Below are 24,249 nucleotides of genomic sequence, written 5' to 3'. Positions count from 1 at the left end.
GTTTCTGTATAATATAGAGCAGTAAGTTTTTTTATATCAGAAAGTAATGGTTTAGCTCATATAAAAGTTTTCTTTGGAAAAAACACTTGTTTTCCTAGTATAATGAAAAGTAGGAGGGAAATGTATGAGAGAAGAAACATTTAAATATCCAGATACAGAGGCGTTTGAATTTGTCGAAAGGGAACTAAATAAGCGTGATATCACCTCTCAAGATATTGCTAAAATGGCTTATGATGTAGCTTATGAATTTATTCCTGAAGCAAAATTAACAGAATTTGAAACAGCAACGGTTGATGTGTTGCATAAAAGAGAAGTCTTGAATAATGCTATGGTGGCTTTAGATTTGGATCGCTTAGCAACAGAAGAACAATTGAGTCAGCCGTTACAAAAAATTATCGAGAATGATGCTGGCGTTTTTGGTGTAGATGAGACACTTGCTGTAAGTATCGCTAGTATTTATGGAACAATTGGTGTGACTAATTTTGGTTATCTTGATCGTGTAAAAAGCGGTGTCATTCGAAAATTGGATACCGAAAAAGAAGGACGAGTAAATACATTTATTGATGATTTGATTGGTGCGTTAGTTGCAGCTGTTGCAGGAAAAATGGCTCATAAATATGCCTAATTATATTTAATGTAGAAAACTTTCTGTTAAGTGTTAAGTAACAAAATGATGCAGCTTTTTGTCTTGAAGTTTGAAAGAAGAATTTTTGCTAAAACTTTTATACTAAGAAAGGGGCGTTTTGCTGTGTTATTTCGAGACCGGATGGATGCAGGTGAGCAACTGGCAGAGGCTATTGGTTTATTGGATGTTAAAAATGTCGTCATTTTAAGTTTACCTAGAGGTGGCATTCCTCTTGGAAAAATCATAGCTAAAAAACAAGGTGCGCCATTGGATATTATCTTAGCAAAGAAAATTGGTCATCCAACCAATCCTGAATATGCAATTGGTGCTATTGCAGAAGGTGGGATACCTATTTTAGGAGATGGTTATGTTGAGAAACTCCATGCACAATGGGTACAAAAAGAAATTCCTTTCATTCGAGTAGAAATGGCACGTAAACGAACGCTTTATAGAGAAAGTTTAAAAGATAGCACGCTAAAAGATAAAAATGTCGTTATTGTTGATGACGGTATTGCAACGGGCTTAACGATGTTTGCGGCAATAAAAGCTGTAAAAGAGGCGGGACCCAAAAGTGTAAGCGTTGCTGTTCCAGTAATCCCTAAAACAATATACGAACAGTTAAAACAAACAGTGGATAAAGTTTACGCTGTAAAAGCCCCTGATGATTTCTTAGGCGGGGTTGGCGCTTATTATGCAAGTTTTCCGCAATTAAAAGATGAGCAAGTTAAAGAAATATTAAAAAGCTAAGGATTGGTATCAAGGGAGAAAAATGGAAATCTATTTAAAAAGTATAGAAAAAGAGGCAGTTTTAGTTACTGAAATTATGACGGATGCGTTTAATTATGATGCTGAAATATATTTTGGTAAAGGAGCTGAATTCGGACCGCCTGGCTATTCGGACGGAACGCTAGCGCGTAAAGTTCTGCAAAACGTTCATGTGAATAATTATTTTATTTATTTATCCAATAAACAACTCGTAGGTTTCCTTAGTATTGATATAAAAAATGGTCAATTAGACTATTTTTGTATTCGATCAAATTTTATCAACCAAGGGATTGGCACAGCAACTTGGTCTGAAATTGAAAGAATATTTCCTGAGAAAAAATGGCAGGTTGAAACGCCTGCCTATTCTTTAAGGAACCATCGTTTTTATGAAAAATTAGGATTTAAAAAAATCGGAGAAAAACCCTATGACTCAGAAACTGCAGCTTTCTTATTCGAAAAATAGTTTGTTTAATTATTTAGGTGCTTTTTCTTATTATCTAAACACTTAAAGTTCTAGGTATTAAATTTCTGCCTTTTAAAAAGCTTCTTCAGATTGTTGCATAGCAATATCAAGTAGCTTTTGATTAAATTCCTTTTGCAGCGGGTTTATAGCTGCATTTTTATTTATGATTAGGTTAATATAAAATTTTGGCGCATTTTCTAAAGGTAAGCTAATAATATCTGTACGATTTTTGACTAGTAAATCAACCATAATTCCTACAGAAATGCCAGAAGCAATGAATGACCCCGCTGTCTGTATTTCTTTTGTATAAGAGATTTGTTTGGAATTAATCTGATTGTTTTTTGCCCAATGATCGAATATTGCATAATGTGTATATTCTTCATCTAAACTAATAAAAGAATAGTCTGAAAGCATTTCAGCTGTAACCAAAGATTCTTTAGCTAAGGGGTGGTTTGGCGCTACACATACTTGTAAAGGGCGTTCGTCTATTAAGTACTGCTCTAGCCAAGTTTCTTCAACGTTTGGAGAATCACTGCCACTAATTGCAATTGATAACTTATTCTCGTGTAACAAGTCCATCATGATTTTTGAACTTTCTTCTTCAACCAATTGTAAATTTGCAATAAATTGATTCATAGAGGGAAGCAAGTCTGATAAATAAGCACCACCGATGGTTGGTAAAAAACCTAATTGAACCGTATTTGTTTCAATATTAGCCATCTCTTTTTTGGTTGCTGTTAATAAATCAATAACTTTGCCTGAATTTTTATATAAGATTTCTCCGGCAGCTTCTAAATGAAAACTTCTTTTTGAGCGATCACGTGTAATTAATTTTGTATTAAACTCATTTTCTAATCTTTTCAAAGAAAGAGAGATTGAGGGCTGGGAGACATAAAAAGCTTCGGCTGTTTTAGTAAAACTAGAACTTTCTACTAGATGTTTAAAGTAAACCAAGTCTTGTATTTTCATCGTTTTTAACCTTCTTATAAATTTTATTTATAATAGCATAACAAAACTATATTTCACAAAGAAGTTGTTCGATGATATATTGAATCTAAGCTTAAAAAAAGCGATTACAAAGCTGATTTAAAAACATCTTTAGCTATTTGCTTTCAGAAAAACGAAAAGTTTGTTCATTTTTTAATTGTTTTGGTAAAAATAAGAAAGGAGAATTTTGTGGAGTATATCAAACAGATTTTTTTGATCTTTTTGTTTGCGCTTGCAGGAGAAGCTTTATCCTTACTTATTCCCATTGCTATTCCTGGAAGTGTCATTGGCATGGTACTATTATTTTTTTCCTTACACTTTGGTTGGTTAGAGATGGAAAAAGTTGCTGATGTAGGAAATTTTTTAACTAATAATATGGCGATCTTTTTTGTTCCAGCCGGCGTAGGTTTAATGTCTCATTTAGATATTTTAGCTTCAATTTGGGGGCGGCTTTTAATCATTATCTTTATTTCTTTAATTACTGTTTTAACTTTAGTGGGTATTATAGTGCAAAAAATAAAAAATAAGGCTGAAAAAAGTGCTTCTGTAAAGGAGGTAGAAGAAAATGCTTGAGGAATTTGTTAATGATCCTTTTTTTGGGATTTTTTTAACTCTTTTTTTCTATCTCATGGGTTTAAAATTGCATAAAAAATGGCAACTTGCTATTTTTACACCATTGATTTTTGCGATTGTTTGTGTAATCATTTTCTTATTGGTCTTTAGTATTCCTTTGACAGCCTATGATAATGGTGGGCAATTTATAAGTATATGGATCACGCCTGCTACTGTTTGTCTAGCAATAAAATTAGAAAATAATTTTCAATATTTAAAGGATAATTATATTCCCATACTTACAGGACTTATCTCTGGGGTATTGATACATACTGCTTTGATTTTAGCTCTTTGCTTACTTGTATCATTTAATGGTGATTTGTTTGCAACACTTTATCCAAAATCAATTACTACAGCAATTGCCGTAGGTGTCTCAGAATCTCTAGGTGGCATTGAATCATTGACGGTTGCCGTGGTTGTTTTCACTGGTATTTTAGGAGCTGCGATTGCTCCGGGCCTGTTTAAACTGATGAAAATTAACGATCCAGTAGCTCAGGGGATTGCGCTTGGTTCAGGAGCGCATGCTATGGGTACAACAAAAGCAATTGAAATGGGAGAAGTGCAAGGCGCAATGTCAAGTTTATCTATTGTTGTAACCGGTATTACTGTGGTATTGATTTCCCCAGTTGCCGAGGTTTTACTGAATGTGTTTTTTTAAATTAAATTATTTGTAGAAGGAGAAATTATAAATGGCAAAAAAAGATATTACAGAAGAAAATAAAGAAGACGTAAATAACGGCGGTTATGATGCGCCAAGTAATGTAAATGAAGTCGAAGTGATCAATACTTATGAACTAGAAGAAAAGGCGAAAGAAGTGGTTCCTAAAGGCGGCTTTGATTATATGTCAGGAGCATCTGGGGATGAATTTACTTTACAACAAAACACGAAAGTATGGGATAAAAAAGGCATACTACCTCGTGTGTTAGCAGACGTTGAATTCCCGGAAACGAGTACATCGATCTTCGGTCAAGAATTAAAAGTTCCCTTTGTTATGTCGCCGATTGCCGCTCATGGGCTAGCACATCAAACGAAAGAAGCTGGAACAGCAAGAGGGATCGCAGAGTTTGGTGGTTCTATTATGTCCATTAGCGCTTATTCTGGCGCTAGTTTTTCTGAAATAGAAGAAGGACTAAAAGATAATAAGCGTTGGTTCCAAATTTATATGTCAAAAGATGATGAAATGAATAAAAACATTATTGATGAAGCTAAATCCGATGGTGCCAGTGCCATTATTTTAACAGCAGACGCAACTTTAGGTGGGAACCGTGACAGAGATGACCGTAACAAGTTTGTGTACCCATTTGGCATGCCCATTGTTTCTCGTTATTTAAAAGGTGATGCAAAAAATATGTCGCTAAATAATATCTATGCGCAATCTAAGCAAAAAATTAGTACAGATGATGTTCACTTCTTAAAAGAGTATTCTGGCTTGCCCGTATTTGTCAAAGGAATACAAACGCCAGAAGATGCGATGTCAGCGCTTGGCGCAGGGGCTGATGGCATTTGGGTATCCAATCATGGAGGTAGACAGTTAGATGGTGCACCAGGTTCTTTTGAAGCTTTAGAACCAATCAGCCAAGCAGTTCAAGGACGCGTACCGATTGTTTTTGACAGCGGCATCCGTCGTGGCGAGCATATGTTTAAAGCCTTAGCTTCTGGTGCGGATATTGTAGGTATCGGAAGACCTGTCTTGTACGGCTTAGCCTTAGGTGGGTGGAAAGGCGTCCAATCTGTTTTTGAATACTTTGAGAATGATCTAAGACGAGTAATGCAATTAGCCGGCACGCAAACAATTGAAGATATCAAAAAAGCACGTTTATTTGATATTAAATAATGAAAAAGATATAACTTAGAAGTATATAGCGGAGGATTACGTATTTTAGTAACCCTCCGCTATTTCACTGTTTTAATTATGTTTTTTTATAAATAAATGATCTTTTTTCACTGATTTCACTACCCTTGGAAAAACCAAAAAACCAAAAATAATACACAAAACACCATTTCCCATAAATATATACGAGCCAAACGTTATACTATCAAATAAAAAAGTATAAATTAAAGAGCCGATGGGCAAAAGAGCCCGGTTAGCTATAGTAAGAATGGACATGACGCGACCAAGAAATTCCGTTGTGATTGTTTTTTGTAAGTAAACCATATTATTCACTTCTATGATAGCTAATGAAAAACCAATGAAAAATGAAACAACGCCTCCGTATAAAGTGATTGAGAATAGTTGATTCATATTTTGGAAAAGAATTCCTAATAATAACACTTCTATCCCCAAGGAAAATACTGGAATCATTATTTTAAAAATAAATGAACACCAGCTTGATTTAGAAGGAAAAATCAAGCTAAAATTTTGGTTGGCAATATATGAGCTTTATTTTGGTGATTTTGAAAGTGGTGAGGAAATGGTCCATCAATTAGAAAATGTCCAAAGATTACTTTCCGATAGGGGGAAACTAAACTTAAGAACTATTTTTGACATTCGCAGAAAAGATGCAATAAATTACAGAAAAAATATTCAGTAATCCATTATTATTTTGGTATTTTAATCTTTTTAACTTCTTTTAGCCTGATAAAAATGAACGCGATGATTTATAAGATCAGTTTGACAAGTTATGTTAAGTATCCGAATCTATCAATTATGGTCGTAATTTAAATTGCTCTATGACTGCTCGAATCTCATCTCTAACACGTTGAAAATCTGACCAATCTTTACCTGCTGGGTTATCGAATTTTCAGCTTGTGAGTAAAGAAATTTATATTGTCTTTTTTCTCTCATGAGCTTTTTTATGATAACTATTGACGTAAGATAGATAAACATCTATATTATATATAGAAAAACTTCTATATATGGAGGGGAAGAAAATGGATTATGGATTAACTGCGAATGTTTTTAAAGCTTTAGGTGATCCGAAAAGGGTACAGATTGTAGATATGTTATCTTGCGGTGAAATGTGCGCATGCGATTTATTAGAACGTTTTAACTTTACTCAGCCTACACTATCGCACCATATGAAAGTATTGATCAACGCAGGTATTGTACAAACTAGAAAAACAGGGACTTGGCATAATTATTCATTGAATGAAGAGAATATGAAGTTTCTTTCCAACCTTATTCAAAACTTGATTCAAAATACTGAAGAATGCCGTTGTCATACAATAGAAAAAAGTGATTGTTCCTCTAGTAATGAAAGTAAAGAGACATGCAACGCTATCAACCAGTAATTGTTAAGCTGTAGTCAAATGGCATCCAGAAGAAATTACTGGTGCAGCTTTGCATAATATTTTAGTTTAGAATCCTAGTTTTTTAACCGAATAGTTTGTTTAAAGGAGAAAAAAACATGAAAAATGATGTAGCTCAAGAACCAACTTTACAAGGAAGTGGCGGTATGGGACTATGGGAACGCTATTTGTCCCTTTGGGTGGCACTTGCTATGATCGCAGGGGTTTTATTAAGCCAACTTTTACCAGTAGTTCCAGAATTTTTAAATCAATTTGAATACTATAATGTCTCCATTCCCACGGCGATTTTGATTTGGCTGATGATTTTTCCAATGATGTTAAAAATAGACTTTAGTAGTCTGTTACATGCAGGAAAAAAACCGAAAGGACTCATGCTAACAACTACAATTAATTGGTTAGTCAAGCCTTTTACCATGTTTGCAATCTCTGCTTTCTTCTTTTTAGTTGTATTTAGACCATTCTTAAGCCCCGAGTTAGGTAGAGAATACATAGCTGGAGCCGTCCTTTTAGGTGCAGCCCCTTGCACAGCAATGGTGTTTGTATGGAGCAGTTTAACCAAAGGGGACCCAGCATACACGTTATTACAAGTTTCTATTAATGATGTTATTGTCCTCTTTTTATATGCGCCTATCGTTGCTCTTTTATTAGGCGTAGGAAATGTTTCTGTACCGATGGGAACTCTTTTTCTTTCAATCTTTGTATTTATTGTAATCCCACTTGTGTTGGGAATTATTGTCAGAAAGTACGTAGTAAAAAATAAAGGGAAAGATTATTTTGAAAATACGTTTGAAAATAAGTTTGACGGAACAACAAGAGTAGGTTTGTTATTAACGTTAGTTATTATTTTTTCCTTTCAAGGAAATCAAATTATAAGCAATCCTTTTCATATTCTATTGATTGCCATTCCGTTAATTATTCAAAACATCGCTGTTTTTTTCCTTGGATATGGAGGAGCGAAAGCATGTAAGTTACCATTTTCTATAGCAGCACCAGCGGCAATGGTTGGAACAAGCAACTTTTTTGAACTTGCAGTAGCTGTCTCGGTTTCTTTGTTCGGGTTAAATTCTGGTGCGACATTAGCAACTGTAGTTGGTGTTTTAATAGAAGTTCCTACCATGTTATTACTTGTTAAATTTGCTAATAAAACAAAGCATTGGTTCGATGGATATACGTATTAGTAATACATTTTTATAGATGAAATGGAAACGAAAGGAAGATAAAGCTTTAAAAATCAGTTCTAATCCTCTTTTTCTAAGAATTTCCAATATTTGTTTTCCTCTTGCTCAGATATTGCTTCTCGATTACCCGGTATTAGACCAGTAAAGACAGGAAACATCCTTTCTATTTTCAGTTATTTTTGTTCAACTGTTTTTGATTCTTTAGGAAATCATCTTACTTTGTGGTGGACGGTTTCCTTATTTTTTAGTTATTATAGGGACCAGCTCCGTTTTTCCATGTATCGTGACATAATCAATCAATTTATCGACTAAATCTTTGGTTCATTGATAGTTTTCATTCGGTGATATAAGTGTGGATAAATTGCTGTTTATATGGAAAATTGAATAAATGGCATTCAATTAAAATATTTAGCAAACCCTTATTATTTTGTTATTTTTCATGAAATAAACAAATTCTTCAAATATTCGTAAGAAAAAAATAATCTTTGGGTGCTATAATGAAAGAAATAAAGGAGGAACATTTACATGAAAAAGCTACCACCGATTCTAAAGCCATTTGCGCTGGTGACTTTTTCTCTTATCATTGCAACGGCTACAGGGGTTGTAAATGGAAGGAGTTATCGTCAACCAGTGGCAGAAACAGAGACAACGACTACTGAAACCACTACAGAAGGTTCTGTAAGTACAGATGGAACAATGGAAACCTCCGATACAGCACCTTTGAATGAAGGCGAAAATAGTAGCTTACAACAAACACATGAAACGGATAACGACCTTGAAGAGGGTTCTGCAAATTCGGATGAAGGTGTACAAGAAGGAACGCAATCAAGTTCAGCCGTTGAACAAACGCCAGATAATGGGGAACAACCTGCAAGAGATCAACAGGAATCTCCTAATCAGCAAGATACGCCAGAACAAGGAAATGAACCACAAGAACAAGAGGAACAGAGTGGTCAGCAACAAAATCAACAAGACGTGCCTGATAACCAACAAAATCAACAACAGACACCTGAAGAAGGTGATGAACAATGACGCTTCTATTAGATATTATTAATGGATTTCATAAGTTTTTGTGGTATTTGAACATTAGTCCGAAGTATTTAAATCGTGCGTATACGATATTAAGCCTATTTCCTACACTTTATATTTTACGTATCGTGTATGGGCTATGGGTTAATCAAAATTATATTCAATTTAGTTTATATCTTCTTGTTTTTGTTATTTTGCTTTACTTTGTGGTTTTAAATTTCATCTACTATTTTTTTGACAAAAATGTTAAGGGTGATGTTACGCGATTATTTGCTAAGTATTTACCAGAAGATGTCTTTAATATCGAAGGTGATAATCAAATTTCACACAATTTGATGCCGAATACAAGCGAAGTGGCAATAGACTTTGTCGATCATTTTGAATTACAACTAGAAGAAAATATCCAAACTTTGATCAGTGAAGATAAGATACCTACAAATAATTTAACAAACAGCGATGGCTTTTTACTTATGAAAAATACCTTGCACCCTTACTATTACTTGAAAAAGGTAGAAGAAGATCAATATGAACTACAAATCGGTACAAGCTATCGGGATTTAGAAAAAATTGGGACAATTCATCAAAAAGAAGCATTAGATCCGGTGGGTTTGTTTATTGTAGGCGGAGATTTTGTTAAAGAGGGCGTTCGCTATCATGAGCGTTATCATCTGAAATTATTGGTAAAAGATAATCCAACTCAGGATGTAAGTGCTGAAAAAATAAAGAATGAAGCAGAAACAACGAGTGAAGTGGGTAGTCGTAGCCAACGTCATAAAAAGAAAAACGCTAAATAAACCTATGCCCATGAATGTCTAACTCTGACATTTGTGGGTTTTGTGTTTTTTATTGGACAATGATAGACTTTATTCAGTATTAAAAATAATAAGTAGAAAAGAGTGAAAAGATGACGAAAGATTTGACTCTTACAGATTTATCTAATTTTTCCAATGATTTAAAAGAAGTACCAGCTAGCAATGTAATCGCTCGTGCTGTTCAAGAAAACGGTGTGGATGCTGCTAGTAAAAATTTTGCTGCAAAAAAAGCGTTAAACCGAGTCTTTTCTATTGAAGTAGAAACTGGAGAAGTGACTCATCAAAAACAAAGCGGACGTTGTTGGTTATTTGCTACTTTAAATACATTGCGCCATGATTTTGCTAAAAAATATCAGTTAAAAGATTTTCAGTTTTCACAGAACTATCTGTCTTTTTACGATCGCCTAGAAAAAGCCAATAAAATGCTAGAATGGGCTATTCGTTTGATTGACCAAGCAGAAGATGATCGTGAGTATTTAGCAATGCTTGAATGGGGCGATGAAGATGGCGGCCAATGGGCGAACGGTCCTGCTTTGATCAATAAATATGGATTAATTCCGCAGAGTGCGATGCCAGAAACCTATAATAGCGATAAAACAGCAGAGATTTCTAGAGTAATCAATTTGAAATTACGTAAAGCTATTGCTCATATGAAGACAATGGTGATCACGCCTAGCCATGAAGCGGATTTGCGTACTTATAAATTAGAATGTTTAAATGAAATTTATCGGATGTTAGTTTATGCTTTCGGGCAACCTCCAGCTTCTTTTGATTTTGAATATCGTGATAAAGATAATAATTATCATAATGTGCGTAATCTGACCCCAAAAACCTTTTTTACTGATTATGTAGCTGTTGACTTTGATCAATATACGGATTTAATTGATGCGCCTGATCATGAATACGGTAAAAATTATGGTCTGCCAAATCAGGATTATATATTTGACGGTAAAAAAATTGAGTTAGCTAACGTTGGCCTAACTGCTATGAAAAAAGCTGCTATTGCTTCTTTAAAAGATGGGCAAACAGTTTGGTTTGGTTGTGATGTAATAAGGGATATGGATCGAAAAGAAGGTATCTTGGATCCAAATTACTTTAAAAAAGGAGAACTTTTTGCAGCAGATCTCCAATTAGATAAAGCAGAGCGCTTAGCAACACGTGATGCTGAAGTCAGTCATGCGATGACATTAACTGGTGTAGATATTGTGGATGGTCAACCTACGAAATGGAAAGTTGAAAATAGCTGGGGGGATAAAACCGGCGATAAAGGCTATTTTATAATGTCAGATGCATGGTTTGATGAGTATGTATATGAGGTAGTTGTTCAAAATCAATATTTACAAGAAGAAGACAAACATGTTGCCTCTAAGGAAAAAGAAGACTTGACACCATGGGATTCTTTAAACTAATAGAAGGTGCTTGGGAATGAACCCAAGTATCTTTTATTGTTTTTAATTTTAAGCAGATAAAAATAAGTAATGAAAAGTGTTGAATAAATTTTTGTTTCACGTGAAACGTATTTAGCTGCTAATGCTTATTAAAATGAAGCTAAATTTTGATTTTAGAGCCAAGGAGATAAGTAATGAAGATAAACTTACTTTTTTCAATTGATGATCAATTTGTTGAGCAAATGAAGACTACATTGTTTTCTATTTATCAAAATACAGATGCTAGTCATCAATTTACAGTTTATGTTTTACAAAAAAAGTTACTAGAACAAAATGAAGCGATAAAGAGTTTTTGTACTCAGTGGGGTATGAACTATGTCCCGCTTGTAATTGGCGATGATTCTTTATTTGAATATGCTCCGGTTTCCTCACGTTATCCAGAAACCATTTATTATCGATTAATGGTACATAAATTTCTTCCTTGTAGTGTAGATAAAATTCTTTATTTAGATGCAGATATTCTTTGTATTAATGACTTCTCAGATTTGTATCAGCTTGATCTTAAAGAGTATTTGTATGCAGCAGCAAGCCATAAAAAGCTGACAAATATGACGAAAATGATCAATCAAGTACGATTAAAGACTTACGAGGCTGAAGGGTATTATAACTCAGGTGTTTTACTAATTAATGCGAAAAAAGCACGAGAAGAGGTTCAAGCAGAGGATATTTTTCATTTTATTAAAGAAAATCAATACAATCTTTTATTACCTGATCAAGATATTTTAAATGGTTTATATGGAAATAAAATTTTGCCTATTCCAGATGAAATTTATAATTATGATGTAAGAAAGAATGCTACTTATGATGCAATTAGTATGGGAGAATGGGATTTAGACTGGGTTAGCCGCAACAGTGTTTTTTTACACTTTTGCGGAAGAGAAAAACCTTGGGAAGACAAATATCGTGGCCGTTATGCTGCTTTGTACAAACATTTTTGGTATAAAGCAAAGAATGAATAGTATAAATACACTTGTTTTTAATGCAAGTGTATTTATTTTTAAAAGGAATAACTTTTAGACAGTTGATGGTAGTGTTTTCTTGTTATAAAAAAAGTAAAAAGCTTTTGTAAAAGACTATCAAACTATTGCATAGCTAGCTATTTTGCGTTACAGTAGAGGATAGTCCGTGAAACATTTCTGTTTCACAAGAGAAAGGAAATCCTATGTTAGCTGAAGAATTTCAACAAAAGCTTTATCAACATCATATTGAGTTGTCACAAAAACAAATACAGCAATTTGAACATTATTATAAGCTTTTGATAGAATGGAATCAGAACATAAATCTTACTGCAATAACGGATAAAAATGAGGTCTATTTAAAGCATTTTTATGATTCAGTGGCGTTAGCTTTTTCAGTCAATCTGGATAAAAAAGCCTCAATATGTGATATCGGTTCTGGCGCAGGTTTTCCTAGTATTCCCTTAAAAATTGTTTTTCCTGAATTAAAAATAACCATCGTTGATTCATTAAATAAACGGATCAATTTTTTGCATACATTAGTTAAAGAACTAGGGCTAACAGAAGTTTATTTATTTCATGATCGAGCAGAAAATTTTGGTCAAGATTTAAAAAATCGGGCTTCTTATGATTATGTAACTGCAAGAGCAGTTGCACGTCTAGATGTTTTATGTGAACTTTGTTTGCCACTTGTAAAAAAGAATGGCTATTTCTATGCTTTAAAAGCTGCCAAAAGCCAAGAAGAATTGACTGAAGCCCAAAAAGCAATAGCAATTTTAGGGGGTAAATTCATAGAAGATAAACAATTGATTTTACCTAACACACAAGATGAGCGAAATATCTTAGTCATTGAAAAAACAAAAGAAACCCCTAAAAAATATCCAAGAAAACCTGGCTTACCAAACAAAAAGCCTATAAGGTAAAATTATAAAGGCAGTGATGGGAGGAAAACCTTCTTTTATCAGCTTCTAACAGAGGAGGAAAGTTTAATGGTTCGTATTATTTCCGTAGCTAATCAAAAAGGTGGCGTAGGAAAATCGACTACAGCGGTTAACCTAGGTGCTTGTCTAGCTTACCTAGGTAAAAAAGTTTTGCTAGTAGATATTGATGCACAAGGAAATGCCACCAGCGGCGTGGGTATACGAAAACCCGACGTGGCACAAGATGTGTATGATGTATTAATTAATGAAATTAAGTTAGAAGATACAATTTTACCTAGTTCCCGTGCCAATTTGGATGTCGTACCGGCAACGCTTCAACTAGCTGGCGCAGAGATTGAGCTAACAGCGATGATGGCTAGAGAGTCACGTTTGAAAACAGCGATAGATGAACTCAAGGAACAATATGATTTTATTTTAATTGATTGTCCACCATCACTAGGGCATTTAACGATTAATGCCTTTACGGCAAGTGATGGCATTTTGATACCTGTTCAGTGTGAATACTATGCTTTGGAAGGCTTAAGTCAACTGTTAAATACTGTTCGTTTAGTACAAAAGCATTTTAATCCTGAGTTGGAGATTGAAGGTGTCTTATTGACGATGTATGATGCTCGTACCAATCTAGGGGTAGAAGTTGTAGAAGAGGTTCGTCGTTATTTCCAAGAAAAAGTTTATCAAACGATTATCCCAAGAAATGTCCGTTTATCTGAAGCACCCAGTCATGGTTTATCAATTGTTGATTATGACTTACGTTCTAAAGGTTCTGAGGTCTACCAAGCACTAGCAAAGGAAGTGTTGGCTCGTGAAAAAGCAAAATAAAAGTTTAGGTAAGGGCATAAATGCTTTGTTTCAAGATCTTTCAGATATTGAAGAGGTTGAAGCAACGGAAAAAATTGTTGAGTTATCCTTGAATGAATTACGGCCGAACCCTTACCAACCACGAAAAACATTTGAAGAAAAATCATTACAAGAATTAGCAAATTCGATTGAAAAATCAGGTGTTTTTCAACCAATTATTGTACGTAAATCAAAGGTAAAAGGCTATGAAATTATTGCTGGTGAGCGCCGCTTCCGTGCTTCTAAGTTGGCCAAAAAAGAAATGATCCCAGCGATCGTTCGCGACTTTGACGAAGAAGCAATGATGCAAGTAGCTGTTCTAGAAAATTTACAAAGGGAAGATCTGAACCCCTTAGAAGAAGCAGAAGCCTATGAAATGTTAATGAACAACCTGCATTTAACGCAAGCTGAAGTAGCTGAACGTTTGGGAAAAAGTCGTCCTTACATAGCGAATTACCTTCGTCTTTTAACTTTGCCAAAACTAGTAAAAGAAATGGTGCAAGAAGATCGCTTATCGATGGGGCAAGCCCGGACTTTACTGGGTTTAAAAAACAAAGAGCAGATGCTAAAACTTGCGAACCGTTGTGTAAAAGAAAACTTGACCGTACGACAATTAGAACAGTTAGTCGTCGATGCAAATGAAGCAAAAGATAAAAAGAAAGTACCTCGTGTGGTTAAAGAAAAACCTTACTATCTACGAGAAAGTGAAGACCGTTTAATGGATAAGTTTGGAACGAGTGTACAGATTAAAGAGAAAAAAGGCAAAGGAAAAATTGAGATTGATTATTTGTCTCAAAATGATTTAACACGTATCTTGGACATTTTGAATATTCACTTTGATGAAGAATAATAAGGAGAATGCTTATGTATGATCTAGGGGATACTGTAGAAATGAAAAAGCCTCATGCTTGTCAAACAAATCGTTGGCAAATTATCCGTATGGGTGCTGATATTAAAATAAAATGTGAAAATTGCGGACATATTGTTATGATGACACGCCGTGAATTTGAAAAGAAAATGAAAAAAGTTATAGAAAAGAAAAAGGAAGAGTGAAATTAGATGGCATTGACCGCTGGAATCGTAGGTTTACCTAATGTAGGGAAGTCTACTTTATTTAACGCAATTACAAAAGCTGGTGCAGAAGCAGCGAATTATCCGTTTGCCACGATTGATCCTAATGTAGGAATTGTCGAAGTGCCTGATTGGCGTTTGCAACGCTTGACGGATTTATTTCAACCCAAAAAGACAACTCCTGCAAGTTTTGAATTTACTGATATTGCAGGTATTGTTAAAGGAGCAAGTCAAGGCGAAGGGTTAGGAAATCAATTTTTAAGTCATATACGTCAAGTAGATGCTATCTGTCATGTAGTACGTTGTTTTGATGATGACAATATTACTCATGTTGATGGAAAAATTGATCCTTTGGCTGATATTGAAACAATTAACTTAGAACTAATTTTGGCTGATCTAGAATCTGTTAATAAACAATATAACCGTGTTGAAAAAGTAGCTAAGACAAAAGATAAAGCAGCGATGGCAGAATTAGCAGTTTTAGACAAAATCAAGCCGGTTTTAGAAGCAGGAAAATCTGTTCGTACAATTGAATTTTCAGAAGATGAACAAGCGATTGTTAAGGGCCTATTCTTATTGACGGCTAAACCTGTTTTATATGTGGCTAATGTGGCAGAAGATGATGTTCAAGATCCAACAAGTAATCAATATGTTCAAAAAGTACAAAATTTTGCTGCAACTGAAAATGCTGAAGTTATTACTGTTTGTGCTCAAATTGAAGAAGAGATTGCTGAATTAGATGATGAAGATAAAGCAGAATTTTTAGAAGATTTAGGTATTAAGGAAAGTGGTTTAGATCAGTTGATCCGCGCATCATTTAATCTATTAGGTCTAGCAACCTACTTTACCGCTGGGGAACCCGAAGTTCGTGCTTGGACCTTCCATAAGGGAATTAAGGCGCCACAAGCAGCAGGTATTATTCATTCGGATTTTGAACGTGGTTTTATTCGTGCTGAGACGGTATCTTTTGCTGATCTTGATAAGTATGAAAGTATGCATGCAGCAAAAGAGGCTGGTCGTGTTCGACTTGAGGGCAAAGATTATGTGGTTCAAGACGGTGATGTTATGTTATTCCGTTTTAATGTATAATAAACCGCCAATTTATAAATAAACTATGTTAAAATAATTCTTGTCAAATGCTTGTTTACCAGGCAAGAAGGGAGAAACGACGAACATGGAAGCAGAAAAACTGCGAGAATACGTTGCCCAAAACCGTGAATGGGAGAAGCAACTAACAAAAAGAAACCAACAATATATTTTTGATTTAAACAAAGCACTTGATGCTGCGAATTTACCAGAAGAAGAAAAAGTACAAGTTTTACATGAAATGTTGCCAGTGTTGGTAAAAGAGCAAAAAGACGGTCGAACCGCGCGGCAACTTTACGGAACAGTCTCAGAACGAACGGAAGCTATTTTAGCTGAACCTACCAAAGTTGAAAGTTCCAGACCTGTTTTGATGTGGGTAGATAATACCTTGCTTATCTTAGGGGTATTTGGTTTAATGATGGGAATCATAGGAGTGCTGTCTTCACAAAACAACCAAGTTTACGGCATTGTCACATTAATATTAATGGCAATGGTTGGTGGTTGGGTCTTTTACTTGATGTATAAATATATGTATCAATATGAACGACCAGGAGCGGATAAAAGCAAGCGTCCTAAATTATGGAAATCGATATTGATTTTAATAGGTTCTTTTTTCGTATGGACCGCTGTGATCTCTTTATCAGCCTTACTTCCAGACGTGATCAATCCGGTTTTAGATCCGTTCTTTTTAGTTATCATTGGTGGTGCTTCATTGTTACTTCGTTATTATTTAAAGAAGAAGTACAACATTATTGGCAGTTTATCAATGCCTAAAAATAAGTAAAAAAATTGTAAGATAAACTTTTATAATAAATCATCCGAACTATAATGAGACGATCCTTGTGTTTTAAGGTTCTTGTCGTAATCTTGCGACAATTTAGAGTCTTATCAAATATAGTTCGGGTATTTTTGTCTTTTTCTTATATCATAGTATGTTTCTTATTGTGAAGCTTGACTTCATGCATGTTTTTTGCTATTTTCATTAAAATATATTGATTTTATAAAATAAAGGAGTGTTATAACAAATGACTAATTGGGAAACTAAGTTTGAAAAAAAGGGGATAACATTTGATGATGTATTACTTGTCCCGCAAGAAAGTCATGTGTTACCCAATGATGTTGACATGAAGGTAAAATTAGCCAAAAATATTCAGCTTAATATCCCGATTTTAAGTGCCAGTATGGATACTGTAACAGAAAGTAATATGGCTATTGCTATGGCCAGACAAGGCGGACTTGGCGTAGTTCATAAAAATATGTCGGTTGAAGCACAGGCCGATGAAGTAAGAAAAGTAAAAAGGTCTGAAAGTGGCGTAATTATTGATCCTTTCTTTTTAACACCAGAACATTCAGTTTCTGAAGCAGAAGAATTGATGAGTCGTTATCGAATTAGCGGCATACCAGTAGTGGAAGCGATGAAAAACCGAAAACTAGTGGGGATTATGACCAACCGTGATCTACGCTTTGTTACTGATTATTCAATCTCTATTGGCGAAATTATGACCAAGGATCATTTGATCACAGCTCCTGAAGGCACTTCTTTAAAAGATGCAGAGAAAATTTTACAGGCTCATAAAATTGAAAAATTACCTATTATTGATAATAAAGGTAGCCTAAGTGGGTTAATTACAATAAAAGATATTGAAAAAGTGATCCAATTTCCTAATGCGGCTAAAGATGAACATGGAAGATTGTTGGCTGCGGCAGCTGTCGGGATCACTAGTGACACCTTTGAACGAACCCAAGCCCTATTAGAAGCAGGTGCTGATGCTATCGTCATCGATACAGCGCACGGTCATAGCTCAGGTGTACTGCGTAAAATTAAGGAAATCCGTGCAGAATTCCCTCAAACAACTTTAATTGCTGGTAATGTGGCAACAGCACAAGGAACAAAAGCTTTGTATGATGCTGGCGTCGATGTGGTAAAAGTAGGCATCGGTCCTGGTTCAATTTGTACAACCCGGGTTGTTGCTGGTGTAGGCGTACCACAATTGACTGCGATTTATGACGCAGCTTCTGTTGCTCGTAAGTACGGTAAGACAATTATCGCAGATGGAGGAATTAAATTTTCTGGTGATATTGTAAAAGCTTTAGCTGCTGGTGGTTATGCGGTAATGTTGGGTAGTATGCTTGCAGGAACAGAAGAATCGCCAGGTGAATTTGAAATCTATCAAGGTCGACGTTTTAAAGCTTATCGAGGTATGGGCTCATTAAGTGCGATGGAAAAAGGCTCAAGTGATCGTTATTTCCAAGGTGGTGTCAATGAAGCAAATAAATTAGTTCCAGAAGGTATTGAAGGGCGCGTTGCTTATAAAGGTAGTGCATCTGACATTATTTTTCAAATGTTAGGTGGATTAAAATCTGGTATGGGCTACGTTGGGGCAGCGGATTTAAAAGCTTTACGCGATGATGCTCAATTTATTCAAATGAGCGGTAATGGTTTAAGAGAATCCCATCCTCATGACATTCAAGTGACAAAAGAAGCGCCCAACTATTCAGTAGAACAATAATTCAATTTAATATAATAATTAAAAGACGCGACAAAATAATTAACGTTGTCGCGTCTTTTGTGTTTATCCAATTTTAGTCATGCCGCCCATGTAAGGTACGAGAACTTCAGGAATTGTTACAGAACCATCTTCATTTTGATAATTTTCTAAAATAGCAGCTACTGTACGACCTACTGCCAAACCAGAGCCGTTTAATGTGTGTGCATAATGGAGTTTACCTTCTGTATCGCGGTAACGAATCATTGCACGCCGCGCTTGAAAATCTTCACAGTTTGAGCAAGAACTGATTTCTCTATAAGTATTTTGTGCTGGAATCCATACTTCAAGATCATAAGTTTTTGCTGCGGAAAAGCCCATATCTCCTGTAGATAAAGTCATTACTCGATAAGAAAGTCCTAATTTTTGTAGGATAGATTCTGCGTCAGCTGTCATTTTTTCTAACTCATCATAAGAATGCTGGCTATCTGAAAACTTAACCATTTCTACTTTATTAAATTGATGTAAACGGATCAGGCCTCGAGTATCGCGGCCAGCACTTCCTGCTTCTGAACGAAAAGCTGGGCTTAAGGCAGTGAAATAGACTGGTAATTGACTTACATCTAAAATCTCGTTGCTATAGTAATTTGTTAGAGGAACTTCAGCTGTCGGGATCAAAGTTAAGCCACTATCTTCTAACTGAAAGACATCTTCAGTGAATTTAGGAAACTGGCCAGTACCAAACATCGCTTGACTATTGACTGCATAGGGAGTAATCATTTCTGTATACCCTTGTTGGTATACATGTTGGTCTAACATAAAATTGTATAGTGCACGTTCTAGACGAGCGCCCAGTCCTTTGTAGTAAACAAAACGGCTACCAGAAACTTTTGCTCCTCGTTCAAAGTCGAGTATATTTAAGTTTTCACCAATCTCCCAATGATTTTTAGGTTCAAAAGAAAAAGTTTGAGAAGCTCCCCATTTGCGAATCTCGACATTGTCCTCTTCATCTTTTCCAACGGGTACACTGTCATGAGGGAGATTAGGTAAAGTTGTAGCGATGGTGTTTAATTTTTCGTCAATTGTTGCAATCTCTTTATCCAACGCTTTAATTTTGCTACCTACTTCACGCATTTCAGCGATTTGTTCAGAAGTATCTTCTTTATTACGCTTTGCTTGCGCAATTTTTTCGGATACATTATTACGATTCTTTTTCATTTCTTCTGTTTCCACTAACAAACTACGGCGTTTTTTGTCCAAACGGAGAAATTCGGTTAGCGTTTCTTCTGGAACATCCCTAGTTTGTAATTTTTCTTTTACTTGTTCGAAATTCTCACGAATCATTTTAATATCTAACAATATTTTTTCCTCCTTAAAAATTATAAAATAAAAAAACTATTTCATCCTAAGCGAGTATGCTTGGGACGAAATAGTTTGCTTCGCGGTGCCACCCAAGTTCGGCTAAATTGCCGCACTTGACTCTTGTAACCAAAGAGTGCAGGTTCTTTTTTTAAAAGAAACATTAAAAACTGGATTCTACCGTTTTTCTTTACTGATTCACACCTACCATCAGCTCTCTGAAAAGAATAAACGATATACTAGGTTTTTTGCTTGTTGATATGACGCTTTTAGCATAGCTGAAAAAAATTGTTTCGTCAACTAGAAGATTGATTATTACCAACTAACGGTAGATGGATAATAAATGAAGTCCAATCGGGATTAGACTTGGCATAAATATAACCACCATGCAAAGCAACAATGCTTTGAGCAATAGCTAATCCTAAGCCGGTCCCACCTGTTTCTTGTGAGCGTGATTCTTCCACGCGATAAAAGCGATCAAATAAAGAATCTAATGATTGTTTGGGAATCATTTTACCATTATTTTTCACTGAAATAACAGCTTCAGTGCCCGTTTTTTCAAGTTGGATAACTATTTTATCAGCACCTTCACCATATTTTAAAGCATTTGAAAGTAAGTTATTGAATACACGGACTAGTTTTTCTGTGTCGCCTTCCATTTCAAGTTGCTGAGGTTGTGCAGTTGTTTCAATGCTGATCCCCTTATTACGTGCTTCAAGTTCAAAGTCAGCAGCGAGTTGCTCTATTAATTGAACCATATCAAAGGTGACTAAAGTGACCGGACTACTTGGTTGGCGAGCTTTAGTATACTCAAATAAATCGTCTACCAGAGATTTCATCTGCTTTGTTTTGACAAAAGCAGTATGAGTATATTTTAATAACTCTTCTTCTGAATGATACTGCCGGTCTTCAATCAGTCCCAAATAACCTATGATTGAAGTTAAAGGTGTCCTGATATCATGACTGATATTTGTTATCAGTTCATCTTTTGACTTTTCAATACGCCGCTCTTCTTCAATAGCTGTTACTGTACTATCTACTAAACCATTAATACTATCAACTAAACGTGCTAGGTCACCACGTAGTTCAAAAGGAATACGATGCCCGTAATTTCCATTTGCAATATAATGAAGCTCGCTAATAATATGACGTTGTTGCATTTGACGGTAACGACGAATTAACCGCCAATATAAGAAAATAATATCTAAGATAAGTAAAACAGGAATTAAGATATTTTTTCCACTAAGAAAGATATCTGTATTAAGATTTCTTACAAAACTCGTTCGTGATTCAAAAACTGCTTCGTTTAAAGCTGGTGTATTACTTATTATAGAAGAAAGCATCACCAATATTGCTATATTAACAATAATCAACAAAATAATTGTAACGATTGCTTCAACGAATAATTCACTAATTTCTTTTGAGGTAAGAATAACTTTGTTTTTTGGTTCTTTTTTATTTCGCATCGATCTTGTAGCCAACTCCCCATACGGTTTGAATGATTTTTTCTCCTCCAGTGGCTTCTTCAATTTTATCACGCAAGTGGCTCACATGTACCATGACTGTTTTTGCCGAGACGACACTTTCTTGTTTCCAAACACGTTCAAAGATTTCATCAGCACTGAAAACGCGATTTGGATGTGAAGCCAACAAGTAAAGAATACCAAATTCTAAAGCAGTTAACTGAATTTCTTTTCCACCAATGGTTCTTACTTCATGAGAGTCCCGGTTAATAACCAGTGAACTAATTTCTAAAATATCAGGTTGTTCTGAAGATATTTGTGTTTGTGTTCTCCTTAGTAAGGATTTAACACGAGCCATAACTTCCAATGGATTGAATGGTTTTGTCACGTAATCGTCGGCACCAGCGACTAACCCTTTAATTTTATCCATATCTGTAGTTTTAGCGGTTAATAATATGATTGGAATCTGCGACTCTTTCCTTAATGTTTTAACAATTTGCATTCCATCTAATTCTGGCATCATAATATCTAAAATGACCAGTTCTATATCAGAAAGAGTATGTATCTTGGAGAGTACTTCTTTCCCATCGTAGGCTACAATGGGTTCATAACCTTCATTGTGTAAATAGATACTTAATAATTCAACAATTTCTTTATCATCATCGGCAACTAATATTTTCATTTAGAGCCCTCCTTTTATAATTAAAGGTAATTCTTAATTACATTTTACCAAAAAACGAAACAATTTGATAAATTTATACTTATTCTTTAGAGAATAATAGAAATTATTTGTACAAGAATTTAAAAAAAGCGAACATTGTTATTCAAAAAGAAGGAATTTTAACCAAATTTTTTATTGGAAACGAACAAAAGTCAGCTATAAAATAAAAGAAAGCGAAATAACTAGAAACGTTGGCAGAAAGACATTTCGTTGTTGACGGATCGTTATTTTATTGGTATATTATATTTTGTCTTCAGGCAAGCCATTATCTTTAAGTTAATAAATAATAAGACATTTCTTTTTAAAAAAAGAAAATAAAATAAAAATTAGCTAACTTGCAAAAAGATATTGACAAACACTTGTCGAATTGATAAGATATAAAAGTTGCTACGGCAACAAGCAGTAGACCTTTGAAAACTGAACAAAGCAAGCAAACGAACCAATGTGTCGGGCGCTTCTTTGAAAGAAGAAGCAACCAAGCAATAAACGCGAACAACACGCGAGCAAAAAGTTGAAGAGCTAAGTACGATCAACGGTGTTGATCGATCAAATTCAAGATGAGAGTTTGATCCTGGCTCAGGACGAACGCTGGCGGCGTGCCTAATACATGCAAGTCGAACGCTGCTTAAGAAGAAACTTCGGTTTTTTCTTAAGCGGAGTGGCGGACGGGTGAGTAACACGTGGGGAACCTATCTATCAGCGGGGGATAACACTTGGAAACAGGTGCTAATACCGCATATGGCTTTTTTTCACCTGAAAGAAAGCTCAAAGGCGCTTTACAGCGTCACTGATGGCTGGTCCCGCGGTGCATTAGCCAGTTGGTGAGGTAACGGCTCACCAAAGCAACGATGCATAGCCGACCTGAGAGGGTGATCGGCCACACTGGGACTGAGACACGGCCCAGACTCCTACGGGAGGCAGCAGTAGGGAATCTTCGGCAATGGACGCAAGTCTGACCGAGCAACGCCGCGTGAGTGAAGAAGGTTTTCGGATCGTAAAGCTCTGTTGTCAGCAAAGAACAGGAGAAAGAGGCAATGCTTTTTCTATGACGGTAGCTGACCAGAAAGCCACGGCTAACTACGTGCCAGCAGCCGCGGTAATACGTAGGTGGCAAGCGTTGTCCGGATTTATTGGGCGTAAAGCGAGCGCAGGCGGTGATTTAAGTCTGATGTGAAAGCCCCCAGCTCAACTGGGGAGGGTCATTGGAAACTGGATCACTTGAGTGCAGAAGAGGAGAGTGGAATTCCATGTGTAGCGGTGAAATGCGTAGATATATGGAGGAACACCAGTGGCGAAGGCGGCTCTCTGGTCTGTAACTGACGCTGAGGCTCGAAAGCGTGGGTAGCAAACAGGATTAGATACCCTGGTAGTCCACGCCGTAAACGATGAGTGCTAAGTGTTGGAGGGTTTCCGCCCTTCAGTGCTGCAGTTAACGCATTAAGCACTCCGCCTGGGGAGTACGACCGCAAGGTTGAAACTCAAAGGAATTGACGGGGGCCCGCACAAGCGGTGGAGCATGTGGTTTAATTCGAAGCAACGCGAAGAACCTTACCAGGTCTTGACATCCTTTGACCGCCCTAGAGATAGGGTTTCCCCTTCGGGGGCAAAGTGACAGGTGGTGCATGGTTGTCGTCAGCTCGTGTCGTGAGATGTTGGGTTAAGTCCCGTAACGAGCGCAACCCTTATTGTTAGTTGCCAGCATTGCGTTGGGCACTCTAGCAAGACTGCCGGTGACAAACCGGAGGAAGGCGGGGATGACGTCAAATCATCATGCCCCTTATGACCTGGGCTACACACGTGCTACAATGGGAAGTACAACGAGCGCGCCAAGCCGCAAGGCCGAGCGAATCTCTGAAAGCTTCTCTCAGTTCGGATTGCAGGCTGCAACTCGCCTGCATGAAGCCGGAATCGCTAGTAATCGCGGATCAGCATGCCGCGGTGAATCCGTTCCCGGGCCTTGTACACACCGCCCGTCACACCACGAGAGTTTGTAACACCCAAAGTCGGTGCGGCAACCCCTAGGGGAGCCAGCCGCCTAAGGTGGGACGAATGATTGGGGTGAAGTCGTAACAAGGTAGCCGTATCGGAAGGTGCGGCTGGATCACCTCCTTTCTAAGGAAAAACACGGAAGGTCGACACATCGTTTGCGCTTTGTTCAGT

24 protein-coding genes, 1 rRNA gene and 1 other annotated feature are annotated in these 24,249 nt (G+C 36.2%); of the genes, 20 read left to right on the top strand and 5 right to left on the bottom strand.

Features of this window, described 5'->3' with window-relative positions; genetic code table 11:
• Positions 1 to 124 precede the first annotated feature (124 nt).
• The 3 genes from AC806_RS11550 (at position 125) to AC806_RS11540 (ending at position 1,853) form a co-directional block, all read left to right on the top strand.
• Positions 125 to 625: a phosphatidylglycerophosphatase A family protein gene (locus AC806_RS11550; RefSeq protein WP_069029350.1), complete on the top strand. Its 501-nt coding sequence runs from the start codon at positions 125 to 127 to the stop codon at positions 623 to 625.
• Positions 626 to 748: 123 nt separating this feature from the next.
• Positions 749 to 1,372, top strand: a complete 624-nt coding sequence (locus AC806_RS11545; RefSeq protein WP_069029412.1) for a phosphoribosyltransferase — start codon at positions 749 to 751, stop codon at positions 1,370 to 1,372.
• A gap of 22 nt (positions 1,373 to 1,394) precedes the next feature.
• The gene (locus AC806_RS11540; RefSeq protein ID WP_014125883.1) at positions 1,395 to 1,853 is read left to right on the top strand and encodes a GNAT family N-acetyltransferase; all 459 of its coding nucleotides are present in this window, start codon (positions 1,395 to 1,397) and stop codon (positions 1,851 to 1,853) included.
• Between the two features lie 72 nt (positions 1,854 to 1,925).
• On the opposite strand, the gene AC806_RS11535 is transcribed toward AC806_RS11540, so the two are convergent.
• Positions 1,926 to 2,822, bottom strand: a complete 897-nt coding sequence (locus tag AC806_RS11535; protein WP_014125882.1) for a LysR family transcriptional regulator — start codon at positions 2,820 to 2,822, stop codon at positions 1,926 to 1,928.
• Between the two features lie 207 nt (positions 2,823 to 3,029).
• On the opposite strand from AC806_RS11535, the gene AC806_RS11530 reads away from it, so the two are divergent.
• The 3 genes from AC806_RS11530 to AC806_RS11520 are packed head-to-tail and all read left to right on the top strand — an operon-like array spanning position 3,030 to position 5,287.
• Complete coding sequence (locus AC806_RS11530) at positions 3,030 to 3,413, top strand: CidA/LrgA family protein (RefSeq protein WP_014125881.1); 384 nt, start codon at positions 3,030 to 3,032, stop codon at positions 3,411 to 3,413.
• Entirely contained in the window at positions 3,406 to 4,110 is a 705-nt protein-coding gene (locus AC806_RS11525) for an LrgB family protein (RefSeq protein ID WP_069029349.1), read from the top strand. The genes AC806_RS11530 and AC806_RS11525 overlap by 8 nt, the downstream gene beginning before the upstream one ends.
• A gap of 31 nt (positions 4,111 to 4,141) precedes the next feature.
• On the top strand, positions 4,142 to 5,287 hold the full coding sequence (locus AC806_RS11520; RefSeq protein ID WP_069029348.1) for a lactate oxidase: 1,146 nt from the start codon (positions 4,142 to 4,144) through the stop codon (positions 5,285 to 5,287).
• Between the two features lie 72 nt (positions 5,288 to 5,359).
• Here the strand turns inward: AC806_RS11520 and AC806_RS11515 are convergent, their stop codons facing one another.
• The gene (locus tag AC806_RS11515; RefSeq protein ID WP_069029347.1) at positions 5,360 to 5,725 is read right to left on the bottom strand and encodes an MFS transporter; all 366 of its coding nucleotides are present in this window, start codon (positions 5,723 to 5,725) and stop codon (positions 5,360 to 5,362) included.
• Between the two features lie 599 nt (positions 5,726 to 6,324).
• Between AC806_RS11515 and AC806_RS11510 the strand changes: the two genes are divergently transcribed.
• The 13 genes from AC806_RS11510 (at position 6,325) to guaB (ending at position 18,570) form a co-directional block, all read left to right on the top strand.
• The gene (locus AC806_RS11510; protein WP_014125875.1) at positions 6,325 to 6,684 is read left to right on the top strand and encodes an ArsR/SmtB family transcription factor; all 360 of its coding nucleotides are present in this window, start codon (positions 6,325 to 6,327) and stop codon (positions 6,682 to 6,684) included.
• A 116-nt stretch (positions 6,685 to 6,800) separates the two neighbouring features.
• Positions 6,801 to 7,880, top strand: coding sequence for an ACR3 family arsenite efflux transporter (arsB, locus tag AC806_RS11505; RefSeq protein WP_069029346.1), 1,080 nt, complete (start codon positions 6,801 to 6,803; stop codon positions 7,878 to 7,880).
• Positions 7,881 to 8,405: 525 nt separating this feature from the next.
• Entirely contained in the window at positions 8,406 to 8,912 is a 507-nt protein-coding gene (locus AC806_RS11500) for a hypothetical protein (RefSeq protein ID WP_014125873.1), read from the top strand.
• Positions 8,909 to 9,703, top strand: coding sequence for a DUF6681 family protein (locus tag AC806_RS11495; RefSeq protein ID WP_069029345.1), 795 nt, complete (start codon positions 8,909 to 8,911; stop codon positions 9,701 to 9,703). Before AC806_RS11500 ends, AC806_RS11495 begins: the two co-directional genes overlap by 4 nt.
• 110 nt (positions 9,704 to 9,813) lie before the next feature.
• Positions 9,814 to 11,130 (top strand): C1 family peptidase, encoded by a 1,317-nt coding sequence (locus AC806_RS11490; protein WP_014125871.1) that lies wholly within the window; start codon positions 9,814 to 9,816, stop codon positions 11,128 to 11,130.
• A 173-nt stretch (positions 11,131 to 11,303) separates the two neighbouring features.
• A complete protein-coding gene (locus AC806_RS11485; RefSeq protein ID WP_014125870.1) occupies positions 11,304 to 12,128 on the top strand; it encodes a glycosyltransferase family 8 protein in 825 nt (274 codons plus the stop codon).
• Between the two features lie 203 nt (positions 12,129 to 12,331).
• Positions 12,332 to 13,048: a 16S rRNA (guanine(527)-N(7))-methyltransferase RsmG gene (gene rsmG, locus AC806_RS11480; protein ID WP_069029344.1), complete on the top strand. Its 717-nt coding sequence runs from the start codon at positions 12,332 to 12,334 to the stop codon at positions 13,046 to 13,048.
• A gap of 66 nt (positions 13,049 to 13,114) precedes the next feature.
• On the top strand, positions 13,115 to 13,885 hold the full coding sequence (locus AC806_RS11475) for a ParA family protein (RefSeq protein ID WP_014125868.1): 771 nt from the start codon (positions 13,115 to 13,117) through the stop codon (positions 13,883 to 13,885).
• Positions 13,869 to 14,753 (top strand): ParB/RepB/Spo0J family partition protein, encoded by an 885-nt coding sequence (locus AC806_RS11470; RefSeq protein ID WP_014125867.1) that lies wholly within the window; start codon positions 13,869 to 13,871, stop codon positions 14,751 to 14,753. Before AC806_RS11475 ends, AC806_RS11470 begins: the two co-directional genes overlap by 17 nt.
• A 14-nt stretch (positions 14,754 to 14,767) precedes the next feature.
• A complete protein-coding gene (locus tag AC806_RS11940) occupies positions 14,768 to 14,956 on the top strand; it encodes a DUF951 domain-containing protein (protein WP_014125866.1) in 189 nt (62 codons plus the stop codon).
• A gap of 6 nt (positions 14,957 to 14,962) precedes the next feature.
• Positions 14,963 to 16,063, top strand: a complete 1,101-nt coding sequence (gene ychF / locus AC806_RS11460) for a redox-regulated ATPase YchF (RefSeq protein ID WP_014125865.1) — start codon at positions 14,963 to 14,965, stop codon at positions 16,061 to 16,063.
• Positions 16,064 to 16,148: 85 nt separating this feature from the next.
• Positions 16,149 to 16,844: a DUF1129 domain-containing protein gene (locus AC806_RS11455; RefSeq protein ID WP_069029343.1), complete on the top strand. Its 696-nt coding sequence runs from the start codon at positions 16,149 to 16,151 to the stop codon at positions 16,842 to 16,844.
• Between the two features lie 241 nt (positions 16,845 to 17,085).
• A complete protein-coding gene (gene guaB, locus AC806_RS11450) occupies positions 17,086 to 18,570 on the top strand; it encodes an IMP dehydrogenase (RefSeq protein WP_061841390.1) in 1,485 nt (494 codons plus the stop codon).
• Between the two features lie 63 nt (positions 18,571 to 18,633).
• Here the strand turns inward: guaB and serS are convergent, their stop codons facing one another.
• From serS to croR, 3 genes are all read right to left on the bottom strand, one after another.
• Positions 18,634 to 19,905: a serine--tRNA ligase gene (gene serS / locus AC806_RS11445; protein ID WP_014125862.1), complete on the bottom strand. Its 1,272-nt coding sequence runs from the start codon at positions 19,903 to 19,905 to the stop codon at positions 18,634 to 18,636.
• A gap of 58 nt (positions 19,906 to 19,963) precedes the next feature.
• Positions 19,964 to 20,167 (bottom strand) — a binding site (T-box leader).
• Positions 20,168 to 20,201: 34 nt separating this feature from the next.
• Positions 20,202 to 21,371: a sensor histidine kinase gene (locus AC806_RS11440; RefSeq protein ID WP_061841389.1), complete on the bottom strand. Its 1,170-nt coding sequence runs from the start codon at positions 21,369 to 21,371 to the stop codon at positions 20,202 to 20,204.
• The gene (gene croR / locus AC806_RS11435) at positions 21,361 to 22,050 is read right to left on the bottom strand and encodes a response regulator transcription factor CroR (protein ID WP_014125860.1); all 690 of its coding nucleotides are present in this window, start codon (positions 22,048 to 22,050) and stop codon (positions 21,361 to 21,363) included. The genes AC806_RS11440 and croR overlap by 11 nt, the downstream gene beginning before the upstream one ends.
• A 592-nt stretch (positions 22,051 to 22,642) precedes the next feature.
• Here croR and AC806_RS11430 point away from each other — a divergent pair.
• Positions 22,643 to 24,201, top strand: a 16S ribosomal RNA gene (locus tag AC806_RS11430).
• Positions 24,202 to 24,249: the final 48 nt, after the last annotated feature.

Origin of the sequence: Tetragenococcus halophilus (assembly GCF_001712815.1) — a bacterium.
Classification (GTDB): domain Bacteria; phylum Bacillota; class Bacilli; order Lactobacillales; family Enterococcaceae; genus Tetragenococcus; species Tetragenococcus halophilus.
Note: the sequence above shows the minus strand (reverse complement) of the source record. Positions and strands in the feature narration are given on the sequence as shown.